General features: G+C 72.5%; 24 protein-coding genes and 1 tRNA gene. 9 read left to right on the plus strand and 16 right to left on the minus strand.

Annotation, left to right across the window (positions count from 1 at the left end; translation table 11 throughout):
• Nucleotides 1–24: 24 nt before the first annotated feature.
• On the minus strand, nt 25–1200 hold the full coding sequence (locus ACSP97_RS18545) for a hypothetical protein (protein ID WP_440558365.1): 1176 nt from the start codon (nt 1198–1200) through the stop codon (nt 25–27).
• Between the two features lie 213 nt (nt 1201–1413).
• On the opposite strand from ACSP97_RS18545, the gene ACSP97_RS18550 reads away from it, so the two are divergent.
• From ACSP97_RS18550 to ACSP97_RS18575, 6 genes are all read left to right on the plus strand, one after another.
• Nucleotides 1414–2286, plus strand: a complete 873-nt coding sequence (locus ACSP97_RS18550; RefSeq protein ID WP_440558367.1) for a DUF2797 domain-containing protein — start codon at nt 1414–1416, stop codon at nt 2284–2286.
• A gap of 101 nt (nt 2287–2387) precedes the next feature.
• Nucleotides 2388–3125 carry a response regulator transcription factor gene (locus ACSP97_RS18555; RefSeq protein ID WP_355146695.1) on the plus strand — a complete coding sequence of 246 codons (738 nt, stop codon included), beginning with the start codon at nt 2388–2390 and terminating at the stop codon, nt 3123–3125.
• Nucleotides 3125–4792 (plus strand): HAMP domain-containing sensor histidine kinase, encoded by a 1668-nt coding sequence (locus ACSP97_RS18560; protein ID WP_440558369.1) that lies wholly within the window; start codon nt 3125–3127, stop codon nt 4790–4792. The genes ACSP97_RS18555 and ACSP97_RS18560 overlap by 1 nt, the downstream gene beginning before the upstream one ends.
• A gap of 14 nt (nt 4793–4806) precedes the next feature.
• Entirely contained in the window at nt 4807–6108 is a 1302-nt protein-coding gene (locus tag ACSP97_RS18565; protein ID WP_364733217.1) for a bifunctional glycosyltransferase family 2/GtrA family protein, read from the plus strand.
• Nucleotides 6105–8291 (plus strand): ArnT family glycosyltransferase, encoded by a 2187-nt coding sequence (locus ACSP97_RS18570; RefSeq protein WP_440553413.1) that lies wholly within the window; start codon nt 6105–6107, stop codon nt 8289–8291. The genes ACSP97_RS18565 and ACSP97_RS18570 overlap by 4 nt, the downstream gene beginning before the upstream one ends.
• A 159-nt stretch (nt 8292–8450) precedes the next feature.
• Nucleotides 8451–9206: a TetR/AcrR family transcriptional regulator gene (locus ACSP97_RS18575; RefSeq protein ID WP_355321408.1), complete on the plus strand. Its 756-nt coding sequence runs from the start codon at nt 8451–8453 to the stop codon at nt 9204–9206.
• Between the two features lie 22 nt (nt 9207–9228).
• Here the strand turns inward: ACSP97_RS18575 and ACSP97_RS18580 are convergent, their stop codons facing one another.
• A complete protein-coding gene (locus ACSP97_RS18580) occupies nt 9229–9699 on the minus strand; it encodes a PPOX class F420-dependent oxidoreductase (protein ID WP_440553415.1) in 471 nt (156 codons plus the stop codon).
• Nucleotides 9700–9892: 193 nt separating this feature from the next.
• On the opposite strand from ACSP97_RS18580, the gene ACSP97_RS18585 reads away from it, so the two are divergent.
• The gene (locus ACSP97_RS18585) at nt 9893–10618 is read left to right on the plus strand and encodes a GAF and ANTAR domain-containing protein (RefSeq protein ID WP_358296110.1); all 726 of its coding nucleotides are present in this window, start codon (nt 9893–9895) and stop codon (nt 10616–10618) included.
• A gap of 49 nt (nt 10619–10667) precedes the next feature.
• On the opposite strand, the gene ACSP97_RS18590 is transcribed toward ACSP97_RS18585, so the two are convergent.
• From ACSP97_RS18590 to ACSP97_RS18600, 3 genes are all read right to left on the minus strand, one after another.
• Nucleotides 10668–11489: a YceI family protein gene (locus tag ACSP97_RS18590; protein WP_355146709.1), complete on the minus strand. Its 822-nt coding sequence runs from the start codon at nt 11487–11489 to the stop codon at nt 10668–10670.
• Nucleotides 11490–11588: 99 nt separating this feature from the next.
• Entirely contained in the window at nt 11589–14165 is a 2577-nt protein-coding gene (locus ACSP97_RS18595; RefSeq protein ID WP_355146711.1) for an MFS transporter, read from the minus strand.
• A 13-nt stretch (nt 14166–14178) separates the two neighbouring features.
• Nucleotides 14179–14673 carry a MarR family winged helix-turn-helix transcriptional regulator gene (locus tag ACSP97_RS18600; RefSeq protein ID WP_355146713.1) on the minus strand — a complete coding sequence of 165 codons (495 nt, stop codon included), beginning with the start codon at nt 14671–14673 and terminating at the stop codon, nt 14179–14181.
• A gap of 206 nt (nt 14674–14879) precedes the next feature.
• On the opposite strand from ACSP97_RS18600, the gene ACSP97_RS18605 reads away from it, so the two are divergent.
• Entirely contained in the window at nt 14880–15077 is a 198-nt protein-coding gene (locus ACSP97_RS18605) for a hypothetical protein (RefSeq protein ID WP_071828728.1), read from the plus strand.
• Between the two features lie 326 nt (nt 15078–15403).
• On the opposite strand, the gene ACSP97_RS18610 is transcribed toward ACSP97_RS18605, so the two are convergent.
• The 8 genes from ACSP97_RS18610 to ACSP97_RS18645 form a co-directional block, all read right to left on the minus strand.
• On the minus strand, nt 15404–16318 hold the full coding sequence (locus ACSP97_RS18610) for an RNA polymerase sigma factor SigF (RefSeq protein ID WP_355146715.1): 915 nt from the start codon (nt 16316–16318) through the stop codon (nt 15404–15406).
• A 367-nt stretch (nt 16319–16685) separates the two neighbouring features.
• Nucleotides 16686–17522, minus strand: a complete 837-nt coding sequence (locus ACSP97_RS18615; protein WP_070028761.1) for an RNA polymerase sigma factor SigF — start codon at nt 17520–17522, stop codon at nt 16686–16688.
• A gap of 189 nt (nt 17523–17711) precedes the next feature.
• Nucleotides 17712–18005: a Dabb family protein gene (locus tag ACSP97_RS18620; protein ID WP_180330216.1), complete on the minus strand. Its 294-nt coding sequence runs from the start codon at nt 18003–18005 to the stop codon at nt 17712–17714.
• Between the two features lie 10 nt (nt 18006–18015).
• Nucleotides 18016–18195 (minus strand): hypothetical protein, encoded by a 180-nt coding sequence (locus ACSP97_RS18625; protein ID WP_070028759.1) that lies wholly within the window; start codon nt 18193–18195, stop codon nt 18016–18018.
• Between the two features lie 179 nt (nt 18196–18374).
• Nucleotides 18375–18459, minus strand: a tRNA-Ser gene (locus ACSP97_RS18630).
• Nucleotides 18460–18504: 45 nt separating this feature from the next.
• Complete coding sequence (gene tadA / locus ACSP97_RS18635) at nt 18505–18933, minus strand: tRNA adenosine(34) deaminase TadA (protein WP_355146858.1); 429 nt, start codon at nt 18931–18933, stop codon at nt 18505–18507.
• Between the two features lie 68 nt (nt 18934–19001).
• The gene (locus tag ACSP97_RS18640) at nt 19002–19538 is read right to left on the minus strand and encodes a tRNA adenosine deaminase-associated protein (protein ID WP_355322376.1); all 537 of its coding nucleotides are present in this window, start codon (nt 19536–19538) and stop codon (nt 19002–19004) included.
• A gap of 311 nt (nt 19539–19849) precedes the next feature.
• The gene (locus ACSP97_RS18645) at nt 19850–20137 is read right to left on the minus strand and encodes a hypothetical protein (protein ID WP_355146863.1); all 288 of its coding nucleotides are present in this window, start codon (nt 20135–20137) and stop codon (nt 19850–19852) included.
• A 170-nt stretch (nt 20138–20307) separates the two neighbouring features.
• On the opposite strand from ACSP97_RS18645, the gene upp reads away from it, so the two are divergent.
• Entirely contained in the window at nt 20308–20943 is a 636-nt protein-coding gene (gene upp, locus ACSP97_RS18650; RefSeq protein WP_146467331.1) for a uracil phosphoribosyltransferase, read from the plus strand.
• 84 nt (nt 20944–21027) lie between these two features.
• Here the strand turns inward: upp and ACSP97_RS18655 are convergent, their stop codons facing one another.
• The 3 genes from ACSP97_RS18655 to ACSP97_RS18665 all read right to left on the minus strand — a co-directional run bounded on the left by ACSP97_RS18655 (nt 21028) and on the right by ACSP97_RS18665 (nt 23027).
• Nucleotides 21028–21684, minus strand: a complete 657-nt coding sequence (locus ACSP97_RS18655; RefSeq protein WP_382014409.1) for a LytR C-terminal domain-containing protein — start codon at nt 21682–21684, stop codon at nt 21028–21030.
• Between the two features lie 132 nt (nt 21685–21816).
• On the minus strand, nt 21817–22113 hold the full coding sequence (locus ACSP97_RS18660) for a type II toxin-antitoxin system VapB family antitoxin (RefSeq protein WP_003986294.1): 297 nt from the start codon (nt 22111–22113) through the stop codon (nt 21817–21819).
• Between the two features lie 218 nt (nt 22114–22331).
• Nucleotides 22332–23027 (minus strand): HdeD family acid-resistance protein, encoded by a 696-nt coding sequence (locus ACSP97_RS18665; protein ID WP_440553422.1) that lies wholly within the window; start codon nt 23025–23027, stop codon nt 22332–22334.
• Nucleotides 23028–23043: the final 16 nt, after the last annotated feature.

Raw genomic sequence — 23043 nt, forward strand, 5'->3', positions numbered from 1 at the left:
CCGCAGCGGTGCCGTCGGCCGGGCTCAGGCGATCGCCCGCGCCGATGCGGGGGCGCGCGCCAGTATCGAGAGGTGGAGGCACCCCGCGAGCAGGCAGACGGCCGAGACGCCCGCCAGCAGGGCCGGGGTGTGGCGGGCGGGGACCAAGAAGCCCGTCGTGAAGCTGAGGAAGAGGGACGCGTTCAGGATCCAGTTGAAGGCGGCCCAGGCGTGGGGCTGGGCCCCGGCCGGTACGCCCGACCAGATGACGCGGGTGAGCAGGAGGTTGAAGACGCCGTTGCCGATGCCGCCCAGGGCGAAGGTCGCGGCGGCGGTCCAGAAGGGCAGACCGAGGCTCGGGAGGCCGAGCGCCAGGGCCACCAGGACGTTGGCGAGGGGGAGAAGGAGCCGGACGCCCGTGAGCCGCTTGGGCGTCACCGCCGCCGTGACCATGGAGGCCACGGCCCAGCAGGCCAGCACCACGCCGAGCCCGTCCGCGTCGTACCCGGGCGTCCGGGCCAGCATGAACGGGCCCGACACGCCCTCCAGGCTGGTGGTGAGCAGCATGGTGCTCACGCAGAGCAGGCCGAACGCGCCGAACGCGCCGGGGGACAGCAGGCGGCGGAAGCCCGCGGTGGCGCTGCGGTGGAGCGGCGCACCGTCCTCCGGGATCCTCGGGGACCACGCCACGGCCAGGACCAGCAGGAAGGTCAGGGCGTCCAGCACGAAGGCCGGGCCCGGTCCAAAGAAGCCCACCACGACGCCGGCCGAAACCATGCCCAGGGCGCCGGCGCCCGCCTTCGACACCGCCCACCACCTGGCCAGTTCGGCCTGCCGCCCATCGCTCAGCGCATGCAGGAGCGAGCGGGAGAACGGCATGGTCAGCGCCTCGCAGGACGCGGCGACGAGGACACCGGCCAGGACGACCCTCCGGTCGCCGGCCGCCGTGGCCGCCACGGCGAACGCCGCCACCTGCCCGATCAGCCCGGCCCGCCACGCGGTCCGGGAACGGATCCAGCCCCGGGAGCTGACCAGCGGGGTCAGCACCAGGACCGGAACGGTCTGGGCGGCGAGCACGGCGGCGAGGAACGTCGTCGATCCCGTCCGCACCGCGATGAGCGCGTACGCCACCTGGACCAGCTTGTCGCCGAACTCCGAGGCGGACAGGGCGAGAAGGAGCCTGACGAGCCCGGCTGGACAGGCACCGGAACGGGCTGACAACGCTGCCGCCTCCCACCCTCGGAGAAATGACAGGGGAGGCTATCCCGCGCCCGTCCGGCGGCGCTCGGAATTTCCGGCCCCGGTTCGGCGCCCCCGGCACCCTGGGCAGCGGGAGGTCCGTACCCCGGGGGCCGCTGAGGCCCGTACCCCGGGGGCCGCTGAGGCCCGTACCCCGGAGGCCGCTGTCGGACCCACCCCCTACCCTCACGAGTGATGGCAACCATGTGGCGGTGTACCGGGCTGCGCTGGTCCGGCGAGGGACCCGTGCTCGGCTGGGAGGGCGGGCGGAGCAGCCGCCTGACCTGGGGGAAGCGCGTCGCCTTCAGCGTGCCCGAAGGGGGCCTGCGGACGTGCGTCGGGGCGCGGGGCCATGCCTGCCCGATGCGGGCCCCCGTGCCCTCGCGCGGTACCGGTGCCCGCTGTGAGGAGTGCGCGCGTCTGGACCGGGCGCACTCCGTGGCCGCCGACACGATCGCCGACGACCCCCGTCCGTACCACGTCTACCTCGCCTGGTTCGGGCCCGGCATGGTCAAGGTCGGGATCACCGCCGTGGAGCGGGGACCGGCGCGGCTGCTGGAACAGGGGGCCGTCTGTTTCAGCTGGCTCGGGACCGGCCCGCTGATGGCCGCCCGGCGCACCGAGGAACTGCTGCGCACCGCGCTGCGGGTGCCGGACCGGATCCCGTACGCGGACAAGCGCGCGGTGCGCGCGACGCTGCCGGAGACCGCGGCGGACCGGGCCGCCGAGGTGCGCGAACTGCACGGGCGGGCCGTCGCGCTGGCGCAGTGGCCGGATTCGCTGCGGCCCGAGCCCTGCGCGGTCGTCGACCACGTACGGGTCTTCGGGCTCGACCGGGGGCCGGGCGCCCGCGGGGAGGTGGAGCGGCTGCTGCCGGGCGCGACCGTCAGCGGTGAGCTGGTCGCCGCCGCCGGACCCGATCTCCATCTGGAGGTCCGGCCGGGACGGGTCGTCGTGCTCGACACCCGGCTGGTCAGGGGGTGGGGGCTGGTGCCCGCCGTGCCCGGCGGTGCCGTACGGGCCGTACCCGTACGGGAGTTCACCCAGGAGCAGGACGGGCTCTTCTGAGGGCCTTCCCAGGGGTTGGCTGAGTGGCGGCTGTGCGTTTCTCAGGAAAAACCAAGACTGGTGAAACGCTCCTCTCAGAGGGCCCCGACAGGGTGGCCGCCATGACCACGATCTCGCCCCAGGGGCGCACCGAACTGCTGAGGCCGGACGGGAGCCCGGTCCGCGTGCTGGTGGTGGACGACGAGACGTCGATCACCGAACTGCTGAGCATGGCCCTGCGCTACGAGGGCTGGCAGATCAGAAGCGCGGGCGACGGACAGGGCGCCCTGCAGACGGCCCGCGAGTTCCGGCCCGACGCCGTCGTCCTCGACATGATGCTGCCGGACATGGACGGGCTGGCCGTCCTCGGCCGGCTGCGCCGTGAACTGCCCGATGTGCCAGTGCTGTTCCTGACCGCCAAGGACGCGGTGGAGGACCGGATCGCCGGGCTCACCGCCGGTGGTGACGACTACGTGACCAAGCCGTTCAGCCTGGAGGAGGTCGTCGCCCGGCTGCGCGGACTGATCCGCAGGTCCGGGGCGGCCGACCGGCGGTCCGAGTCCGTGCTCGTCGTGGGCGACCTCACGCTGGACGAGGACAGCCACGAGGTGACCCGGGGCGGCACCTCCATCCACCTGACCGCCACCGAGTTCGAGCTGCTGCGCTTCCTGATGCGCAACCCGCGCCGCGTGCTCAGCAAGGCGCAGATCCTGGACCGCGTCTGGTCGTACGACTTCGGCGGCCAGGCCAACGTGGTCGAGCTGTACATCTCGTACCTGCGCCGGAAGATCGACGCCGGACGCGAGCCCATGATCCACACCCGGCGCGGCGCCGGATACCTGATCAAGCCCGCCGTGTGATGAGCGGGCCTCCCCGGCCCCGGCCGAAACCGCGGTCGAGCCGGGTACGGCGGTCCACCCCGCGGCCGTCCCGCACACCCCGCACCCTGCGCACCCGCCTCGTCGTCGTCTCCGTCCTGCTGATCGCCGTCGTCTGCGCGGTGATCGGGACCGTGACCACCCTGGCCCTGCGCTCGCACCTGTACGCCCAGCTCGACGGCCGGCTGGACGACGTCGGCAAGCGGGCCTCCGGTGCCTTCGCCCCGCCGGGGCGGGGCAAGGGGCCCGGCATGCCGGACGGCGCGCACGCACCCCCGGGCATCGAGCTGGACCAGTTCGTCGCCCTGGGCCCGCAGCCGCAGTACACGGTCGTGGCCGTGGTGAAGGACGGCACCGCCACCGAGGGCAAGGTGGGCCGCAAGTCGAAGTCGGCGCCGTACACCAGCGCCCAGGACCTCGACGCGGACCAGCTCGCCGCCCTCGGCACCGTGCCCGTGGACGACCACCCGCACACCCTCGGCCTGCCCGGCCTCGGCAGCTACCGCGTCCGGTACGTCACCGGCCCCAACGGCTCCTTCTGCGTGGGCATCCCGACCGAGGACACCGACGGCATCGTCAACACCCTGATCGTCGTCGAGGTCTGTGTCACCGCCGCCGGGCTGCTCGCCGCCTGCCTCGCCGGAACCGTCATCGTCGGCGTGGCCACCCGCCCGCTGCGCAGGGTCGCCGCCACCGCCACCCGGGTCTCCGAACTGCCGCTGCACACCGGCGAGGTGAACCTCAGCGAGCGCGTCCCGGACGCCGAGTGCGATCCGCACACCGAGGTCGGACAGGTCGGCGCCGCCCTGAACCGGATGCTCGACCACGTCCACGGCGCCCTTCAGGCCCGCCAGCGCAGCGAGACGCGGGTACGGCAGTTCGTCGCCGACGCCGGCCATGAACTGCGCACCCCCCTCGCCTCCATCCGCGGCTACGCCGAACTGACCCGGCGCGGCCACGAACGGGTCGGGCCCGAGACCCGGCACGCCCTCGGACGGATCGAGTCCGAGGCCGGGCGGATGACCCTGCTGGTGGAGGACCTGCTGCTGCTCGCCCGCCTGGACGCCGGCCGGCCGCTGGAGTTCGGGCGCACCGATCTGGTCCCGCTCGTCGTGGACACCGTCAGCGACGCCCGCGCGGCCGGCCGGGACCACGACTGGCGGCTCGCCCTGCCCGACGAACCCGCCCCGGTGCGCGCGGACTCCGCCCGGCTCCAGCAGGTCCTGGTCAACCTGCTGGCCAATGCCCAGCGCCACACCCCGCCCGGTACGACCGTCACCGCGCGGGTGCGCCGGCAGGGGCCGTGGGTCTGCGTCGACATCGAGGACGACGGGCCGGGCATCCCGGAGGAGCTGCTGCCGCACGTCTTCGAGCGGTTCGCCCGCGGGGACTCGGCGCGCACCCGGGCCACCGGCTCGACCGGGCTCGGGCTCGCCATCGTCCAGGCCGTCGCGACGGCCCACGACGGCGCGGTGAGCGTGCGGAGCGTGCCCGGCAGGACCGTGTTCACCGTGCGCCTGCCCGCGCTCGGCACCCCGCCCGCCCCCGGACCGGACGCCGCCGCCAATGCCAACCCCCTTCTGAACCAAGGCGGTTCACACTCACAGTCGCACCACAGCGCCACCACATCGGTGCGACAGGACGCCTGACGAGAGTCGGTTCCATGCGAACCGACCCTTCTCCCGACGCGCCCCCCGGCACCCTGCCGGCCCGGGAGCACCTGCCGGTCTCGGCCGCCGGCACCGCCGTCCTCGACGTGGTGATCCCCGTCCACAACGAGGAGCAGGACCTCCAGCCGTGCGTACGCCGGCTGCACGAGCACCTGACGCGCACCTTCCCGTACGCCTTCCGCATCACGATCGCGGACAACGCCTCCACGGACACCACCCCGCTGGTCGCCGCGCGGCTGGCGGCCGAGCTGCCCGGGGTGGGTGTCGTACGGCTGGAGCAGAAGGGCCGCGGCCGCGCGCTGCGCACCGTGTGGTCCGCGTCCGAGGCGCCCGTTCTCGCCTACATGGACGTCGATCTGTCCACGGACCTCAACGCCCTGCTGCCGCTGGTCGCGCCGCTGATCTCCGGCCACTCCGACCTCGCGATCGGCTCCCGGCTGGCCCGTTCCTCCCGGGTCGTGCGCGGGCCCAAGCGCGAACTGATCAGCCGGGCCTACAACCTGATCCTGCGCGGCTCGCTCCACGCCCGTTTCTCGGACGCCCAGTGCGGGTTCAAGGCCATCAGGGGCGACGTCGCGCGGGTGCTGCTGCCGCTGGTGGAGGACGGCGGCTGGTTCTTCGACACCGAGATGCTGGTCCTGGCCGAGCGGTCCGGGCTCAGGATCCACGAGGTGCCGGTCGACTGGGTGGACGACCCGGACTCCACCGTGCACATCGTGCGCACCGCGGCCGACGACCTCAAGGGCGTGTGGCGGATCGGCCGGGCGCTCGCCACCGGGTCGCTGCCGCTGGACCGGCTCACCCGGCCCTTCGGCGACGATCCGCGCGACCGCGAGCTGACCGGCGTACCCGGGGGGCTGGCCCGCCAACTGGCCGGCTTCTGCGTGGTCGGCGTCCTGTCGACCCTCTTCTACCTGCTGCTCTACAGCGGCTTCCGGCAGTTCTGCGGGCCGCAGTGCGCCAACGCGCTCGCGCTGCTGGTCTCGGCCGTCGCCAACACGGCCGCCAACCGCCGGCTCACCTTCGGGGTGCGCGGCCGGGGCGGCGCGGTCCGCCACCAGGCGCAGGGCCTGCTGGTCTTCGCCATCGGACTCGCCCTGACCAGCGGTTCCCTGGCCGCCCTCGACGCGGCCGACGGCCACCCCGCGCACTCCACCGAACTGGCGGTCCTCGTCACCGCCAACCTCGCCGCGACCGTCCTGCGGTTCCTGCTCTTCCGCGCCTGGGTCTTCCCCGACCAGCGGCGGCCGTACGACGCCGGCACCGGCACCCACTCCTGCGAAGGGCCCCGATGAGCACCTCCCACGACCGCCCGCTCGACGCGTCCGCGGGACCGGCCGGCCCGGCCGTGCCGGGTCCGCCGCCGGCCGCCGCGCCCCGGCCGCCCCTGCCGCACCGGCTCTGGCGCGGTCGCCCGGAGGACCCCCGCTGGGCACGCCCCGCCTTCCTCGGGCTGCTCGCCGCCACCCTGCTGCTCTACCTGTACGACCTGAGCGCCTCCGGCTACGCCAACTCCTTCTACTCGGCGGCCGTCCAGGCGGGCAGCAAGTCCTGGAAGGCTCTGTTCTTCGGCTCGCTGGACGCGGGCAACGCCATCACCGTCGACAAGCCCCCGGCCTCGCTGTGGCCGATGGAGCTGTCGGTGCGGCTGTTCGGCCTGAACTCCTGGGCGATCCTCACGCCCGAGGTGCTGATGGGCGTGGCGACCGTGGCCGTCGTGTACGCCGCGGTGCGCCGCCGGTCCGGCCCCGCGGCCGGTCTGATCGCGGGCGCCGTGCTCGCGCTCACCCCGGTCGCGGCGCTGATGTTCCGGTTCGACAACCCGGACGCCATGCTGGCCCTGCTGATGTCGGTGGCCTGCTACCTCGTCGTACGGGCGCTGGAGGACGGCCGGACCGGGTGGCTGGTGTGGGCCGGGGCCGCGATCGGCCTCGCGTTCCTCGCCAAGACGCTCCAGGCGTTCCTGATCCTGCCGCCGCTCGCGCTGGTGTACACGGTGTGCGCACCCGTGCCGCTGAAGAAGCGCCTCGGTCAACTGGCCGCCGCGACCGCCGCGTTGGTGGTGTCCGGGGGCTGGTGGGTGGCCGTCGTCGAGCTGTGGCCCGCCTCCTCCCGCCCGTACATCGGCGGCTCGCAGCACAACAGCTTCCTGGAACTGACCTTCGGCTACAACGGGTTCGGCCGGCTCAACGGCGAGGAGACCGGCAGCGTCGGCGGGGGCGGCGCCCCCGGCGGCGGTGGCGGCGGGATGTGGGGCTCGACCGGCTGGGACCGGATGTTCGGCTCCGAGGTCGGCGGCCAGGTCTCCTGGCTGCTGCCCGCCGCACTGCTCCTGCTGGCCGCGGGGCTGGTGGCGACCCGCGGGCGGGGGCGCACGTCGGTGACCCGCGCCGCGCTCCTGGTCTGGGGCGGGGCCCTGCTGACGACCATGGCGGTGTTCAGCTACATGGCGGGCATCTTCCACCAGTACTACACCGTGGCCCTCGCCCCCTACGCGGCGGCCGTCGTCGGCACGGGCGCCGGGCTGCTGTGGGAGCGGCGCCGTGAGACATGGGCGGCACTCGCCCTCGCCGCGTCCGCGGTGGCGGCCGCGGCCTGGGGGTACGTGCTGCTCAACCGCACGCCCGACTACCTGCCCTGGCTGAAGTGGCCGGTTCTGGTGGGCGGTCTGCTGGCCGCCCTCGGCCTGGTCTTCGCCGGGCGCCTCCTGCGGCCGGCCGCCCTCGGCGCGGCGGCCCTGGCCCTCGCCGCCGCGCTGGCGGGACCCACCGCCTACACCCTGAGCACGGTGGCCACCGGGCACGAGGGCTCCATCCCGACGGCGGGTCCGGCGGGCGCGGGCATCATGGGCTTCGGCGGCGGCCGGCCCGGCGGCGCGAAGGGCGGATTCGGCGGCGGGGGCACGCCGTGGGGCCGGGGCATGCCGGGCGGACCAGGAACCGCGGGCGGGCAAGGCATGCCCGGCGGCCAGGGCATGCCGGGCGGACGGAACGGGAACGGGTTCCCCGGCCCCGGCGGTGACCTCACCGGCGGTTTCCCGGGCGGCGCCCGCACCGGCGAGGGCGGCGGGCCCGGCGGCCTCGGCGGGCTGCTGAACGGCACGGACGTCGGCTCGGCGGCCAAGGCACTGCTGGCGAAGGACGCCTCCCGCTACACCTGGGTCGCCGCGTCCATCGGTTCGCAGAACGCGGCGAGCTACCAGCTCGCCACCGGTGAACCGGTCATGGCGATCGGCGGCTTCAACGGCACCGACCCGTCGCCGACGCTCGCCCGGTTCAAGACGTACGTGGCCGACGGCAGGATCCACTACTTCATCGCGGGCGGCGCGGGCGGCATGGGCCGGGGCGCGGACGGCATCGGGGGAGGTGGCGGCGGCGGCACCGGCTCGCAGATCGGCTCCTGGGTCCAGCGCACCTTCGAGAAGGTGTCCGTGGGCTCGGCCACCTTCTACGATCTCACCCAGCGCGTGAAGGGCTGAGCGGAAACGGCGGAGCGGGTCCGCGTCCGGGTGCCGGCGGACAGGGGTGACGGCACGCGGGCGCCCGGGCCCGCGCCCGCGTGCCGCCACGGCCCCCGGATCGCGGGCAGCGGGACCGAGCGGAGCACTGACGGGCCGAAGACAGAGGAAGGTGTGCCGGTGGCGAAGTCGGCGGGGCGGTCGGCGCGGGACAGCGTGTGGCTGCGGGAGAAGCCGCGGCGCGGCGGACGTGCCGGGCAGCCCTCCGGACTGGACCGGGAGCGGATCACCGCGGTGTCCGTACGGCTGCTGGACGCCGAGGGCCTGGCCAGGTTCTCCATGCGGCGCCTGGCCGGCGAGCTGAACGTCACCGCGATGTCCCTGTACTGGTACGTCGACACCAAGGACGACCTGCTCGAACTCGCCCTCGACGCGGCCTTCGGCGAACTGCGGCTGCCCGCCGAGGACGACACGGCCGACTGGCGCGGGCAACTGCGGGCGCTGGCCGCCGAGTACCGGGGGCTGCTGGTGCGCCACCCCTGGCTGTCCCGGCTGGCCGGCCAGTACCTGAACGTCGGGCCCCACGCGCTGGACTTCTCCCGCAGCGCGCAGCGCATCCTCGGCGGCTCCGGGCTGCCCGCGCACCGGGTGATGAGCGCGATCTCGGCCGTCTTCCAGTTCGTCTACGGCTACGGCACGACAGAGGCCCAGTTCATGTCCCGGATCGCCGACAGCGGCCTGACCCCGGACGACTACCAGGAGCAGGCCCTGGACTCGGTGCGGCAGGACCCCGGCACCGCGCAGTTCCTCCAGGACTCCGGACCTTTTATGGACGCCCGCGGCCAGGGCACGGTCGCCGAGCTGATGGACCGTGACTTCACCTTCGCCCTGGACCTGCTGATCGCCGGGATCGAGGCGATGGTCGAACGGGGCTGACGGAGCAGCGCCCCGTCAGCCCTCAGTCCCCGCTGACCAGCCGCGCAGGGAAGCCGCCGGTCGCCACCGGCCCCCAGCGCTCGGGCGTGACCCGGATGATCGACTTGCCCTGCTTGAGCATGGCCGCCCGGTACTCGTCCCAGTCGGGGTGCTCACCGGCGATGTTGCGGTAGTACTCGACCAGCGGTTCCACCGAGTCGGGGGAGTCGATCACCTCGGCGGTGCCGTCGATCTGCACCCAGGGGCCGTTCCAGCCGTCGCTGAGCACGACCAGGGCGACCCGCGGGTCCCGCTTGGCGTTGCGGGTCTTGGCCCGCTCCGGGTAGGTCGAGACCACGATCCGGCCGGAGTCGTCCACCCCGCAGGTCAGCGGGGAGGCCTGCGGGGAGCCGTCGGCGCGGCGGGTGATCAGCAGCGCGCGGTGGCGGGGCCGTACGAAGTCCAGCAGCTCGTCCAGGGAGACACGGGTGTTGGTCGCGATGTTCGGTGCCATGGCCGCAGCCTAGAACGCGAAGCGGCGTGTGAGCCTGACCCTGCTGGGCACAGGCTCGGCGCGCCGGGCCCCGGGCCGCGCGGGCGGCGTGGGGGAAGGTCACTTCACCGCAATGGAGCAGCTAGAGTTCTTCTGTCCTGTGCTCGCAGTCGGGAATGTGCTGCGGAGCTCTCCTGCGCATGGCCGTACGGTCATGTCATACGAGAGGTTCGTGGTGGCCGCGTCCGACTTTCCCGTGTTCGACTTTTCCGCGTACGACGTCTCCGAAGCGACCCGCTCCCTGGGCGGTCTCGACCTGGCCGAGGCCCTGACGGCGGCGGCCCGCGAGCTGCACGAGAGTCCCACGCCCGGCGCCACGCTGGACACCGCCGTACGGCTCGCGGTGCGCCTGCTGCCCGGCGCCGAACACGCCGGGGTCTGCGAGCTGGAGCACGGGGAGACGCTGCGCGCGCTGGCCTGGACCGACGACCTGGTGCGCGACGCCGGGGCCCCCGAACTGCCGCACTGGGAGCGGCTGTGGACCTCGCCGGTGGTGCGGGTCGCGGACAGCGTCGGCGCGGACGGCGAGGGCCAGGAGCTGCGCTCGGTGCTGTCCATGCGGCTGCGCGCCGACAAGCGCCGGCTGACCGTGCTGACGGCCTACTCCCGGGAACCGGGCGCCTTCGACGAGACGGCCGCCCGGCTCGGCCGGCTGTTCACCGCGCATGTGAGCCTCGCGCTCAACTCGGTGACGGTGCGCGAGCAGTTGACGGAGGCCATGCACACCCGCGATCTGATCGGACAGGCCACCGGCATCCTGATGGAGCGCATGGAGATCGACGCCCAGGCGGCCTTCGAGAGCCTGGTACGCGCCTCCCAGCGGGAGAACGTCAAACTGCGCGACCTGGCGCGGCGCATCGTGGGCGCGACGGAGAACTGACAAGGGCCCGCCGACCGTCTCGCGGTCGGCGGGCCCCTGTGCGGGAGGGTCAGGCCGTGGGCAGGCTGTCCCCCTGCACCGCCTGGATGTCCAGCTGCACCTTCAGCGTGGTGCCGATGGCGGCGATGCCCGCCTGGAGGACCTGGTTGTAGTTCATCGCGAAGTCCTCGCGGTGCAGTTCCGCCGTGGCGCGGAAGGCGGCGCGGGTGCCGCCCCACGGGTCGGCGCCGGTGCCGAGGTAGGCGAGGTCCAGGTCGACCTGCCGCACCACGCCGTGCAGCGACAGCTCGCCGTGCACGGTCCAGCGGTCCGGGCCGGCCTGGGTCAGCCCGGTGGACCGGTAGGTGATCTCCGGGTGGCTCTCGACGTCGAGGAAGTCACCGGAGCGCAGATGCGTGTCGCGCATGCCGTTGCCGGTGTCGATGGAGCCGGCCTTGATCACCGCCTCCACCCGCGACTTGGCGACGTCGTCCGGCGCGATCTCGATGGTGCCGCCGAAGTCGGTGAACCGGCCGTGCACGCTGGAGATCCCCAGGTGCTGGGCGACCGCGGCGACCGAGGAGTGCGCCGGGTCGATGGTCCAGGGGCCGGGCGGCGGCAGCTCGGTGCCGCCCTGCCGGGCCAGGGTCACGGCGCCGATCTCGGCCCGTCCGCTCGCGGTGACGATCGCGCTGGAGGCGGCCGGCGCGTAGCCGACGGCCGTCACGATCACGGTGTACGCCCCCGGCGCCAGTTCGGTGGTGTCCTTCACGGCCCCCTCGGCGTCCGCCTCGGCCCGCAGCACCTGCGTACCGGTCATGTCGGTCACCGTGACGACCGCGTGCGACACGGCCCACCCGTCCCGCGTACGGATCTTCGCGGTCAGTCCCATCCCGTTTTCTCCCTGCAAAGCCTTACAAATCGGTCGTGAGAAACCGGCCCGTGACGGGCACCTCCGGTCGGAGCGTGCCCCGCCACGGGCCGGGTGGAACTACTCGCCGGGGTGGGCGAGTTCGATGTCGTGACCGTCGGCCCCGGTGCCGGTGACGGTCAGCGCGGTCGCCACCGGCGGGTAGCCGGTCGCGATGACGGTGTACTCACCGCTGTCCAGGTCGGTGAAGGCGTACGCGCCGTCCTCACCGGTGGTGGCGGTGCCGACCACGTTGCCCGCCTGGTCGACCAGGGTCACCCGGGCGTCGGCCAGCGGACCGTGCGGGGCCCGGACCACGCCCTGGAGCTGGGCGCCGGCGTCGAGGTCGACGCCGATCCGGGTGATCCCGGTGGTGGCCACCTCGACCGGCAGCGCCCGCGGCCGGAAGCCGGCCGCGTTGACCGCCACGGTCACCGGACCGGGCACCAGGTCGGTGAAGGCGAACTCGCCCTGCTCCCCGGTGGTGGCGGTGGCCAGCAGGTCACCGCGCACATCGGTGACGATCACCATGGCGTCCTTGACCGGCTGCGCGCTCCCGGCGGCCCGCACCACACCGGTCAGCCCGCTGGTGCCGCTGAGCAGGATGTCGTACGACAGCGGTTCCTCGCCCACCACGATGGTGGAGGCCTGCGGCTGGTAGCCGTCGGCGGAGGCGATCAGGACGTACGAGCCGGTGCCGGGGGCGGCCAGCGCGTAGGAACCGTCGCCCTGGGCGACCGCGCGGCCGAGCTGGCGGCCGGCCAGCGAGATCAGGGTGACCGCGGCCTGCGGGACCGGGGCGCTCTCGGCGCCGCGGACGAAGCCGTGCACCGGGGTGCCGTCACCGCCCGAGCCGGGCTCGGCGACGGTCGCCACGGCGGTCATCGGCGCCGCGGAGGCGGTCGCGGTCGCCAGCGCCTCGGTGGCGCCGACCACCGGAGCGGGTGCGGTCAGGCTGGGTACCTTCTCCTGGGCGGGCTCACCCGGCAGGTTCTGCATGGTGGCGTTCTCCATCGTGGTCTCGACGGGCGCGGCGGCCTCGGCCGTCGTCCCGGTCTTCTCCTGCGCGGCCTGGGCCAGCGCGCCGGTCGTCCGCAGCGGAACCTCCTTGATGAACATCACCACGACGAAGGCGACCAGGGCGCAGGGTGCCGCATAGAGGAAGACGTCGGCGATGCCGTGACCGTAGGCGCCTTCCAGCCAATGCCGGATCGGCAGGGGCAGGCTGTTCATGTCGGGCAGCTCGCCGCCGCCCATGGCCTTGCCCGCGGCCATCCGGGCCTTCGGGCTCAGCTCGCCGATGGTGCTGGTGGCGTAGTGGGTGATCCGGTCCGACATGACCGAGCCCAGCACACCGACGCCGACCGCACCGCCGAGGGAGCGGAAGAAGCTCACCGTGGAGGAGGCGGCGCCCAGGTCCTTCGGGGCGACCTGGTTCTGCGTGGACAGCACCAGGTTCTGCATCATCATGCCGACGCCGATGCCCAGCAGCGCCATGTAGATGGCCAGCTGCCAGTAGGGGGTGTCGTAGCGCATCAGGCCGAGCAGGCCGAGTCCCGCGGTCAGGAAGAGACCGCCGGCGACCAGCCAGTTCTTCCAGCGTCCGGTGCTGGAGATGATCCGCCCGGAGACCATGGAGGAGATGAACAGACCACCGATCATCGGAATGGTCATCACACCGGACATGGTCGGGGACTTGTCCCGCGCCAGCTGGAAGTACTGCGAGAAGAAGACCGTGCCCGAGTACATGCCGACACCGACGAACAGCGAGGCCAGCGAGGCCAGCGAGATCGTGCGGTTGCGGAACAGGCGCAGCGGGATGATGGGCTCGGACGCCCGGGTCTCGGTGAACACGAACAGCAGGGCCAGCACGATCGTGGCGCCCACCATCGTGTACGTCTGCCACGACAGCCAGTCGTACTTGTCGTTGGCGAAGGTCACCCAGATGAGCAGCAGCGAGGCCGCCGCGGTGATGAAGAAGGCGCCGAGCCAGTCGACCTTGACCTTGCGCTTGACGACCGGCAGGTGCAGCGTCTTCTGGAGCACGAACAGCGCGATCAGCGCGAAGGGGATGCCGACGAACAGGCAGTAGCGCCAGCCGAGCCAGCTGGTGTCGGTGATGACACCGCCGAGCAGCGGACCGCCGACGGTGGCGACGGCGAAGGTGGCACCGGTGTAGCCGGAGTAGCGCCCGCGCTCACGCGGGGAGATCATCGCGGCGAGGATGACCTGCACCAGGGCGGACAGACCGCCGGCACCCAGGCCCTGCACCGCACGCGCGGTGATCAGCATCGCCGGGTTCGGCGCGAGACCCGCGATGACCGAACCGGCGATGTAGATGACCAGGGATATTTGGACAAGCGCCTTCTTGCTCACCAGGTCGGCGAGCTTGCCCCACAGCGGCACGGAGGCGGTCATCGCCAGCAGTGCGGCGGTGACGACCCAGGTGTAGGCGGACTGGCCGCCACCGAGGTCCTTGATGATCGTCGGCAGTGCGTTGGTGACGATCGTCGACGACAGGATGGCGGCGAACAGGCCCAGCAGCAGGCCGGACAGCGCCTCCATGATCTGCCGGTGAGTCATCGGGGCGTCGCCCGCCGAGGAGCCTCCCCCGTGCTTGGCGTGAGCCCGCACACCGGCTGGTGTGGTCGTTGCCATGGGCTTCCTTTACTTACGTGCTTGCGGGTGTACGGGTGGTCTGTTCGACTACGGGGGTGGGCGGCCGGGCCGAGGGCGGCCGGCAGTCGCCGAAGGACGAGCGCAGGCGGGTCATCAACCCGATCAGCTGGCCGACCTCGTCGTCGGTCCAGTCGCTGAGCCGCTCGGCGAGCAGCTGCGAGGTCCGCCGGGACAGTTCGTCGAGCTGTTCCAGGCCCGCGGGCGTCAGGCGCAGGATGCGCGAGCGCTTGTCCGCCGGGTCCGGGTCCCGCTCGATCCAGCCGCGCGCGGCGACGTGCGCGACATGCCGGCTGGTCACCGACAGGTCCACGGCGAGTAGCTCTGCCAGCTTGCTCATGCGCATGTCTCCGTGGCGGCCGAGCAAGGTCAGCACGGCCGCCGAGCCGCCCGGGCAGTCCGTCGGCAGCACCCGCACGAGGTCCCGTTTCACGGCGCCGACGGCGCTGAGCTGACGCGCCAGCTCTTCAAACTGCGCCTGCTCGGCCATCACACCTCCCGTATTCGTTGCTTGGGGCAACCATAAACGGGATTGGTTGCTACAGGCAAATAACCTGGGGGCCACCCGCGTAAAAACTTGGCAAAGGCAAGCGTTGCGGTCGTGAATATGCAGGTCGGTGCGGGGGGCCTGTCCCCGTCTGTCCCGGTGGCCCCCCACTTGGGCGGCAGGGGCCGTCTTCGCTAAGGTCTCGGGCCATGGCTAACACCCAGGGCCCCCAGGGCAATTACGACCCCGCCGGCAGCACTCAGATGTTCCGCGCGTTCGTCGACGAGGCTCCGCAGGGACGCCAGCAGCAGGCGGCCGCCCCCTCCGGCCCGCGCATCGGTCTGATCATCGGCGTCGTCGTGGCGCTCGTGGTGGTGGCCGGAGTCGCCTGGCTGGCGCTGAAGTAGCACACCCCTTCCGCAGGGCCCGCCGGTCCCGCGCTGATCACTTCCACCGGACGGACATGGTGGGCGCACCGCGGTGACGTACGAGCGCCCACGCCCGGGACGGAGGGCGGGTGCCGGTGCTCGGGCGTGCCGGGCCGCCGACCGCCGTACGGCCGTCCCCGTCGCCCGCACCGGGCGCGCGCCTCCAGGGCCGCCCCCCGGACGGACGACGGCCGCCGACGCCCCCGCGAGGGCACGTCGGCGGCCGGGTGATCCGGGCGTCGGGCGAAGCGTCCCCTGACGAGGCGTCCGGCCATGGCGGCCGACGCCCCGTCGGGCGGGAGGCGTCAGTCCGAGATCAGACCCTCGCGCAGCTGGGACAGGGTCCGGGTGAGCAGGCGCGAGACGTGCATCTGGGAGATGCCGACCTCCTCGCCGATCTGCGACTGGGTCATGTTGGCGAAGAAGCGCAGCATGATGATCCGCCGCTCCCGGGGCGGGAGCTTGGCCAGCAGCGGCTTGAGGGACTCCCGGTACTCCACGCCCTCCAGGGCCGTGTCCTCGTAGCCGAGCCGGTCGGCCAGGGAGCCCTCGCCGCCGTCGTCCTCCGGGGCCGGGGAGTCCAGCGAGGAGGCGGTGTACGCGTTGCCGACCGCGAGGCCGTCGACCACGTCCTCCTCGGAGACGCCGAGCACGGCGGCGAGTTCGGTGACCGTCGGGGAGCGGTCCAGCTTCTGCGACAGCTCGTCGCTGGCCTTGGTGAGGGCCAGGCGCAGCTCCTGGAGGCGGCGCGGGACACGCACCGACCAGGAGGTGTCCCGGAAGAAGCGCTTGATCTCGCCGACCACCGTGGGCATCGCGAACGTCGGGAACTCCACGCCCCGTTCGCAGTCGAAGCGGTCGATCGCCTTGATCAGGCCGATGGTGCCGACCTGGACGATGTCCTCCATCGGCTCGTTGCGCGAGCGGAACCGCGCCGCCGCGTAGCGGACCAGCGGCAGGTTCAGTTCGATCAGGGTGTCCCGGACGTAGGCGCGCTCGGGGCTGTTCTCGTCGAGCGCGGCGAGCCGCAGGAACAGGGAGCGGGACAGGGTGCGGGTGTCGATGGCCTCGCCCGTGGCGGGGACGGCCGGGGCCGGCACGGCGTCGAGGGCCGTGACGCCCTCGATGCCGTCGAGGACGTCGAGTGCGTCGAGCTCCTTGGGCGCCGCCTCGCTCTTCGCGGGCGTCAGCACCTTCGAGCTGCCCTGTTCTGCGGACATGCCACCCCCTTTGGGTCGCGGGACGGTCGCGGCCGCGTCATCGGTCGAGAACGCAGCCTTCACCTGAATACCGGAGCCGGGGCTCCGGCAAACGCGTCTCCCGCAGAATGTCACATGTCGGCAACGCGCTGTAGTGACATGTCGACATGAGAGAGGTGAATCACCGCTGGAGAAAAGGGGTCTGACGGGCAGTCGGGCCGAAAGTGTCGGCAACGGCCCTGGTGAGCGAATCGCTCGCGGCAGTGAGCGCTCGATCTGGTTTGCGATGCAGGGCTGTTCGGGTGTGTGCTTCGGTGCGCCCACCATGCTCCCGCCATGTCGTCCGGTATCCGCCCGGAACTCTGTTATATGGCGGAGCGGTTATCGGTTATGCGTCGATGCGGTTCGCCGAGCGCAGTCGCTGGAAGCTGCGGGCGAGCAGGCGCGAGACGTGCATCTGGGAGACGCCGAGTTCCGCGCTGATCTGTGACTGGGTCAGATTGCTGTAGTAGCGCAGCAGCAGGATCCGTTGCTCGCGCTCGGGGAGCTGGACGAGGAGGTGGCGGACCAGGTCGCGGTGTTCCACGCCGTCCAGGGCCGGGTCCTCGTAGCCGATGCGGTCCAGCAGCCCCGGCAGTCCGTCGCCCTCCTGCGCGGCCTCCAGGGAGGTGGCGTGGTACGAGCGGCCCGCCTCGATGCAGCTGAGCACCTCCTCCTCGCTGATCCGCAGGCGCTCGGCGATCTCCGCGGTGGAGGGGGAGCGGCCGTGCAGCGTGGTCAGGTCCTCGGTGGCGCTGTTGACCTGCACCCACAGCTCGTGCAGCCGGCGCGGTACGTGCACGGTGCGGACGTTGTCCCGGAAGTACCGCTTGATCTCGCCGACCACGGTCGGCATGGCGAACGTCGGGAACTGCACGCCCCGGTCCGGGTCGAAGCGGTCGATGGCGTTGATCAGGCCGATGGTGCCGACCTGGATCACGTCCTCCATGGGCTCGTTGCGGGAGCGGAAGCGGGCGGCGGCGTAGCGCACGAGCGGGAGGTTCGCCTCGATCAGCGCTCCCCGCACCCGGTTGTGCTCCGGCGTACCCGGGGCGAGCTGCTTCAGCTCGGTGAAGAGCACCTGGGTCAGCGCGCGGGTGTCTGCGCCACGGCGCTTCCCGGGGTTCACAGAGGCGGGGACGGGGGCCTCCTCCTGGGGCGGCGCAGTACTGGCCGACACGGTCAACGCCACCTCTTCGGTCAATCATCCGTCAAAAGCGGTCATAGCATCACAAGACATGTGCACTGTGTGCAAGCACCTGATAACGCCGTGTTGGTTTCAAACATGGGGGAGACTGGGCGGAAAACGCGGGAAAGCCCCCCGCCTGCGTGGCGGAGGGCTTCGGTGGCGAAGGCGCCCTGGAAGGGCGAGGTGTCAGAACTCGTAGTCCGCGATCACCCACGTGGCGAACTCACGCCACAGGGCGACACCCGCCTGGTGGGCGGGGTGGTCCAGATAGCGCTGGAGGGCCTCGGTGTCCTCGACGGCCGAGTTGATCGCGAAGTCGTAGGCGATCGGCCGGTCGGTGATGTTCCAGGCGCACTCCCAGGCCCGCAGTTCCTCGATCTGCTCGGGGAGCGCCCGGAAGGCGGCCTCGCCCGCCACCACCCGCGGATCGTCGCGCTGCACGCCCTCGTCGAGCTTGAACAGGACCAGGTGGCGGATCATGCGGAGTACCTCAGCTCTTTCCTCCGTTGGCGGCCCAGGTCATGAAGTCCCCGATGGCCCTGGCCGCGTTGGATATGCCCTCGAAGCCTATCTGGACGTAGTCGGCCGCTCGGGCGGGGTCCGTGATGATCACGTACAGCACGAAGACCACGAGCGCGTACACCACGATCTTCTTGGCGTTCATCGCCACCGCGGCCTCCCTAGTGTCCGTGTCCATGGCCCGTGAGGCCCCTGTCGCCGGCGGCGAGTGTAACGTTCACGCCTTTATCGGGGACCAACGGCCCGCCGGGCAAGGCGTTTTGGGCGCGTGGCCCGCGGGGGCCGGGAACGCGGAAAGGGCCCCGTCGTGAGACGGGGCCCTTTCGGAAGCGGTAGCGGAGGGATTTGAACCCTCGGTGACTTGCGCCACACTCGCTTTCGAGGCGAGCTCCTTCGGCCGCTCGGACACGCTACCGAGGGAGACCTTACAGCACGGCGGGGCGTGGTTCGAAATCGGTGTTCAGCGATCCCGGAAGAACTCCGTGAGGACGGCGGCGCACTCCCCCGCGAGCACGCCCTCGATCACCTCGGGCCGGTGGTTGAGCCGCCGGTCGCGCAGCACGTCCCACAGCGAGCCGGCCGCGCCCGCCTTGTCGTCCCGGGCGCCGTAGACCACCCGGTCCACCCGGGACTGCACCAGGGCGCCCGCGCACATCGTGCACGGCTCCAGGGTGACCACGAGGGTGCAGCCGGTCAGCCGCCACTGCCCGAGCCGCGCGGCGGCCCGCCGGACGGCGAGGACCTCCGCGTGGGCCGTGGGGTCGCCGGTGGCCTCGCGCTCGTTGTGCCCGGTGGCGAGCACCGTGCCGTCCGGCGCCAGCACGACGGCCCCGACGGGGACGTCCCCGCCCCGGACGGCCAGGGCGGCCTCGTCCAGGGCGAGTCGCATCGCCTCCCGCCAGCGGTCGCGCACCGGGTCCGGTGCCGGACGCGGGGTGCCCACCGGGTGGCCGGCGGTCAGCGGACGGTCTCCAGCACCTCCGAGGCACCCAGGGCCTCGGCGATCGAACCGAGCGCGTCCTCGGCGTCCAGGGTGCGCAGTTCCTTCTCGCTGATGCCCAGGTCGTCGAGGATCTCGCCGTCGCCGACCGGGCTGTGCGGCACCGAGTCGGACCCGGTGGTCTCCTCCTCGTCCTCGTCGGCCTCGGACTCGCCGTCCTCGGTGCCGTCGAGGTCCAGGGAGTCCAGGTCGGGGCCGTCGGTGGCGCCGGGTTCCCGGCCCAGCAACTCGTCGGTGAGCAGCAGCTCACCGTAGGCGCTGCGGACGGCGGCGGCCGCGTCCGAGACATAGATCCGAGGGTCGTCCTCCCCGTCCACGCGGACGACGCCGAACCAGGCGTCCTCCTGCTCGATCAGGACGAGCACCGTGTCCTCCTCGGGAGAGGCTTCACGGGCCAGGTCGGCCAGATCCGACAGGGTCTCCACATCGTCGAGCTCTGTGTCGCTCGCTTCCCACCCGTCTTCGGTGCGCGCGAGCAGTGCGGCGAAGTACACCGTGACTCTCCCACTGGTCATAGGCGTGCCGGTTGGGGGTCCCCCCGGCGGAGGTTCTTGGGCGGCTCCGAGCCCCACCCACTCGGAATCGTGGCAGAAACCAGGCGTTCAGGGGACGTCTTCGGCTCCCTGTGTCCGGCGGTTTCGAGCGTGATTCCTCAGCGGGTCGCCAGCGGCTTCGTTGCGGCCACCTGCGGATCGTACGCGGCTTTGCCGGGCGCTCACGCACGCCCACCTCGGAAACTCCGGCACGGGCGACGATCTTCCCCACCCACCACTTGCCGAGCGGCCCCCAGCTCAGGGCACCCGTCCTACCAGCGGAATGTCCGCATCCGCAGCGCGTGGCGCAGCCGGGCCGCCTTGGCGCGTCGCGGCTGCACCCGGGCCCGCAACGCCCGGGCCTCCGCCAGCTCCCGCAGGAACAGGGCCCGACGGCGGCGCCGCTCGGCGTCGGTCTCGGGGGTGTCGGGCGCGCTCGTCCCGCGCTCCGCGGCGGCGGGTCCGGCGGTCGTGCCCCCGGAAAATCCGGGGCCGTTCGTCCCCCGCTTGGTGGGGCCGGGCTTCCCCCGCCCGGCGGGGCCGGACTTCCCCGTCCGTATGACGTCGTCGGGGCCGTACGGCCCCCTCGTTCCGCTCCCGGTCGCGTCGTCGGGCGTCTCAGGCAGGTCAGACACGTCACACCACCCCAGTCCGTCCTTCCCCGCTTTCCCCGGGTCGGGCGGTTTGACGCCAGCGCCGACCGGTCCGGGGCGCAGGTACGGTTATGGGCATGCGTCTCCATGTCGTCGACCACCCCCTGGTCGCTCACAAGCTCACCACGCTGCGCGACCAGCGCACCGACTCCGCCACCTTCCGCCGTCTCGCCGACGAGCTGGTCACCCTGCTCGCCTACGAGGCCACGCGGGACGTGCGCACCGAGAACGTCGACATCGACACGCCGGTCGCCCGCACCACTGGTGTCAAGCTCGCCCGTCCCCGCCCGCTCGTCGTCCCGATCCTGCGCGCGGGTCTCGGCATGCTGGACGGCATGGTCCGGCTGCTGCCGACCGCCGAGGTGGGCTTCCTGGGCATGCTCCGCAACGAGGAGACGCTCCAGCCCTCCGCGTACGCCACGCGGATGCCGGAGGACCTCTCGGGCCGCCAGGTCTACGTCCTCGACCCGATGCTGGCCACGGGCGGCACGCTGGTCGCCTCCATCCGCGAGCTGATCAAGCGCGGCGCCGACGACGTCACCGCCGTGGTGCTGCTGGCCGCCCCCGAGGGCGTCGAGCTGATGGAGCGCGAGCTGGCGGGCACCCCGGTCACGGTGGTCACCGCCGCGGTCGACGACCACCTCAACGATCAGGGCTACATCGTCCCGGGCCTCGGCGACGCGGGCGACCGGCTGTACGGCGCGGCCGAGTAACCGGCGTCCGCGACGCCGTCAAGGGGCGGTCCGGCCGCGGGGGCGTGATCGGGCGCGGCGGGTGCCCGCCCGAGGAGAAAGGCTTCAGCAGCCCTTCTTCCCGGAGCCGGCCGAAGCCGTGGGCGCCGGTGCCGTGAGGACGGTCAGGGCCCGCGCGGCGTCCGCGGGCTTGGCCAGCCCCTTGAACCCGTCCCCGAGGACGAGGTCCAGGTCGGCCTTCTTGCGCCCGTCGGCCCGCTGCTCGACGCCCGCGACCTGCGCGCCGAGCACCGGCAGGGAGGTGTGCAGGGCGGCGGCCGGTCCGAGGGCCAGCGCCGTGCCCTTCACCTTCTTGTCGTACTGCGTGGTCGCGTTGCCCACGTCACCGATCTTGAAGCCGCGTTTCTTCAGCTCGTCCGCGGTGTCCTTGGCCAGCCCCGAGCGCGTGGTGGCGTTGTAGACGTTGACGGTGATCCGGCCGGGCTCGGGCAGGGGGTTCGCCTGGCGCGCGGACGCGGCTCTGGTCCCGCCGGCCGTGTCCTTGGGTCCGCAGTCCTTCTTCGCGCCGGAGGCGGCCGGATTGCCGCCCTTGAAGACGTCGATGAGCTGCAGCGTGCCCCAGCCGAGCAGGCCGAGCGCACACACGGAGGCCAGGACGGCCACGACCAGCCTGCCCCGCCGCCGAGGCGGGCGCATCCGGGGGTATTTCGCCCCCGTGATCCGGTACTTGCCGCCCATGCCGGGGGGAGTCAGCATGCTCATGAACGCAGCGTAGTGTGCCCGAGCGGCGATGCCTATTAGATGATCAGTCCAGGTCGCCAGTGGAACCCGAAAGGGTCAATCTGCGGGCGCCGCGCGGCCGATGAGCGGCCGGCCGCGGGACCGGGCGCCGGGTCAGCCCAGTTCGAGCACGCGCGCGTGCAGCACCTGGCGCTGCTGGAGCGCGGCGCGTACCGCGCGGTGCAGACCGTCCTCCAGGTAGAGGTCGCCCTGCCACTTCACGACATGCGCGAAGAGGTCCCCGTAGAACGTCGAGTCCTCCGCCAGCAGAGTCTCCAGGTCCAGCTGCTGCTTGGTGGTCACGAGCTGATCGAGGCGGACCGGGCGCGGTGCGACGTCCGCCCACTGCCGGGTGCTTTCCCGGCCGTGATCGGGGTACGGCCGGCCGTTTCCGATGCGCTTGAAGATCACACGGAAAGCCTACCGGCCCAGACGTTCCGGGCGCAGCCATGGCGCCCGAGTGCGGCCCCTGAAAAGATCGAACAATACGGGCGAAGGCGTACCTTTCGGGATGCCGGTCCGGGCCGTGCCCGGCGGAGGCGGGGAACGGCGCCTCCGGCGCGCCGCCCGCCGCGCGCTGGTTGTGCACAGGCTGTGGACCGGACCGGCGCGCGGGGCGCGGCCGGTCTTCACACGGTCTGCGGCACCTGCCGTGCCCGGTGGCGGATGCGGAAGGCGGTGGCGATCTCGGTGACGCCGACCACCACCAGCCAGATGCCGCCGACGAGGGTCAGCACCGCGACCGACCGGAAGGGCGAGTCGATCAGCACGATCCCGGCGACGAAGGTGAGGACGCCCAGGAAGATCTGCCAGCCGCGGGCGGGCATCCGGGGGTCGGAGACGGCGGCCATGGTGTGCGTGATGCCGCGGATCAGCCAGCCGATGCCGATCCACAGTGCGAGCAGCAGGATCGACTGCATGGGCCCGCGGAAGCAGAGCAGCCCGAGCAGGATCGACAGCGCGCCGCTGACGAACGCCAGCACCCGCAGCGAGGTCGCCTGGTGCGTGCCGAACGCGGCGACCAGCTGGAAGACGCCGCTGACCAGCAGGTAGAGCCCGAAGAGGATGCCGGCCGCGAGCAGTGAGGGGCCGGGCCAGACCAGGATCAGGATGCCCAGGACCAGGGAGGCGACCCCGGTGACCAGGACCACCTGCCAGGCGGCCCGGGACAGGGCGTGCAGCGGGCCTTCGAGGGGCGGCTCGGGTTCGGGTCGCCCGCGGTGCCCGTGCGGATCGTGCGCGGTGCCCGGCGGGTGTCCGCCGTGGACGCGCTGATCGTCGTATTCGCGGCCCCACTCCGGGCCGTGGCTCGATGCCTCGGTCATGCTCCATGCTCGGAAC

The sequence above is a fragment of the Streptomyces sp. SCPE 10 genome (assembly GCF_051980735.1).
In the GTDB taxonomy this organism is placed as follows: Bacteria; Actinomycetota; Actinomycetes; order Streptomycetales; family Streptomycetaceae; genus Streptomyces; species Streptomyces misionensis.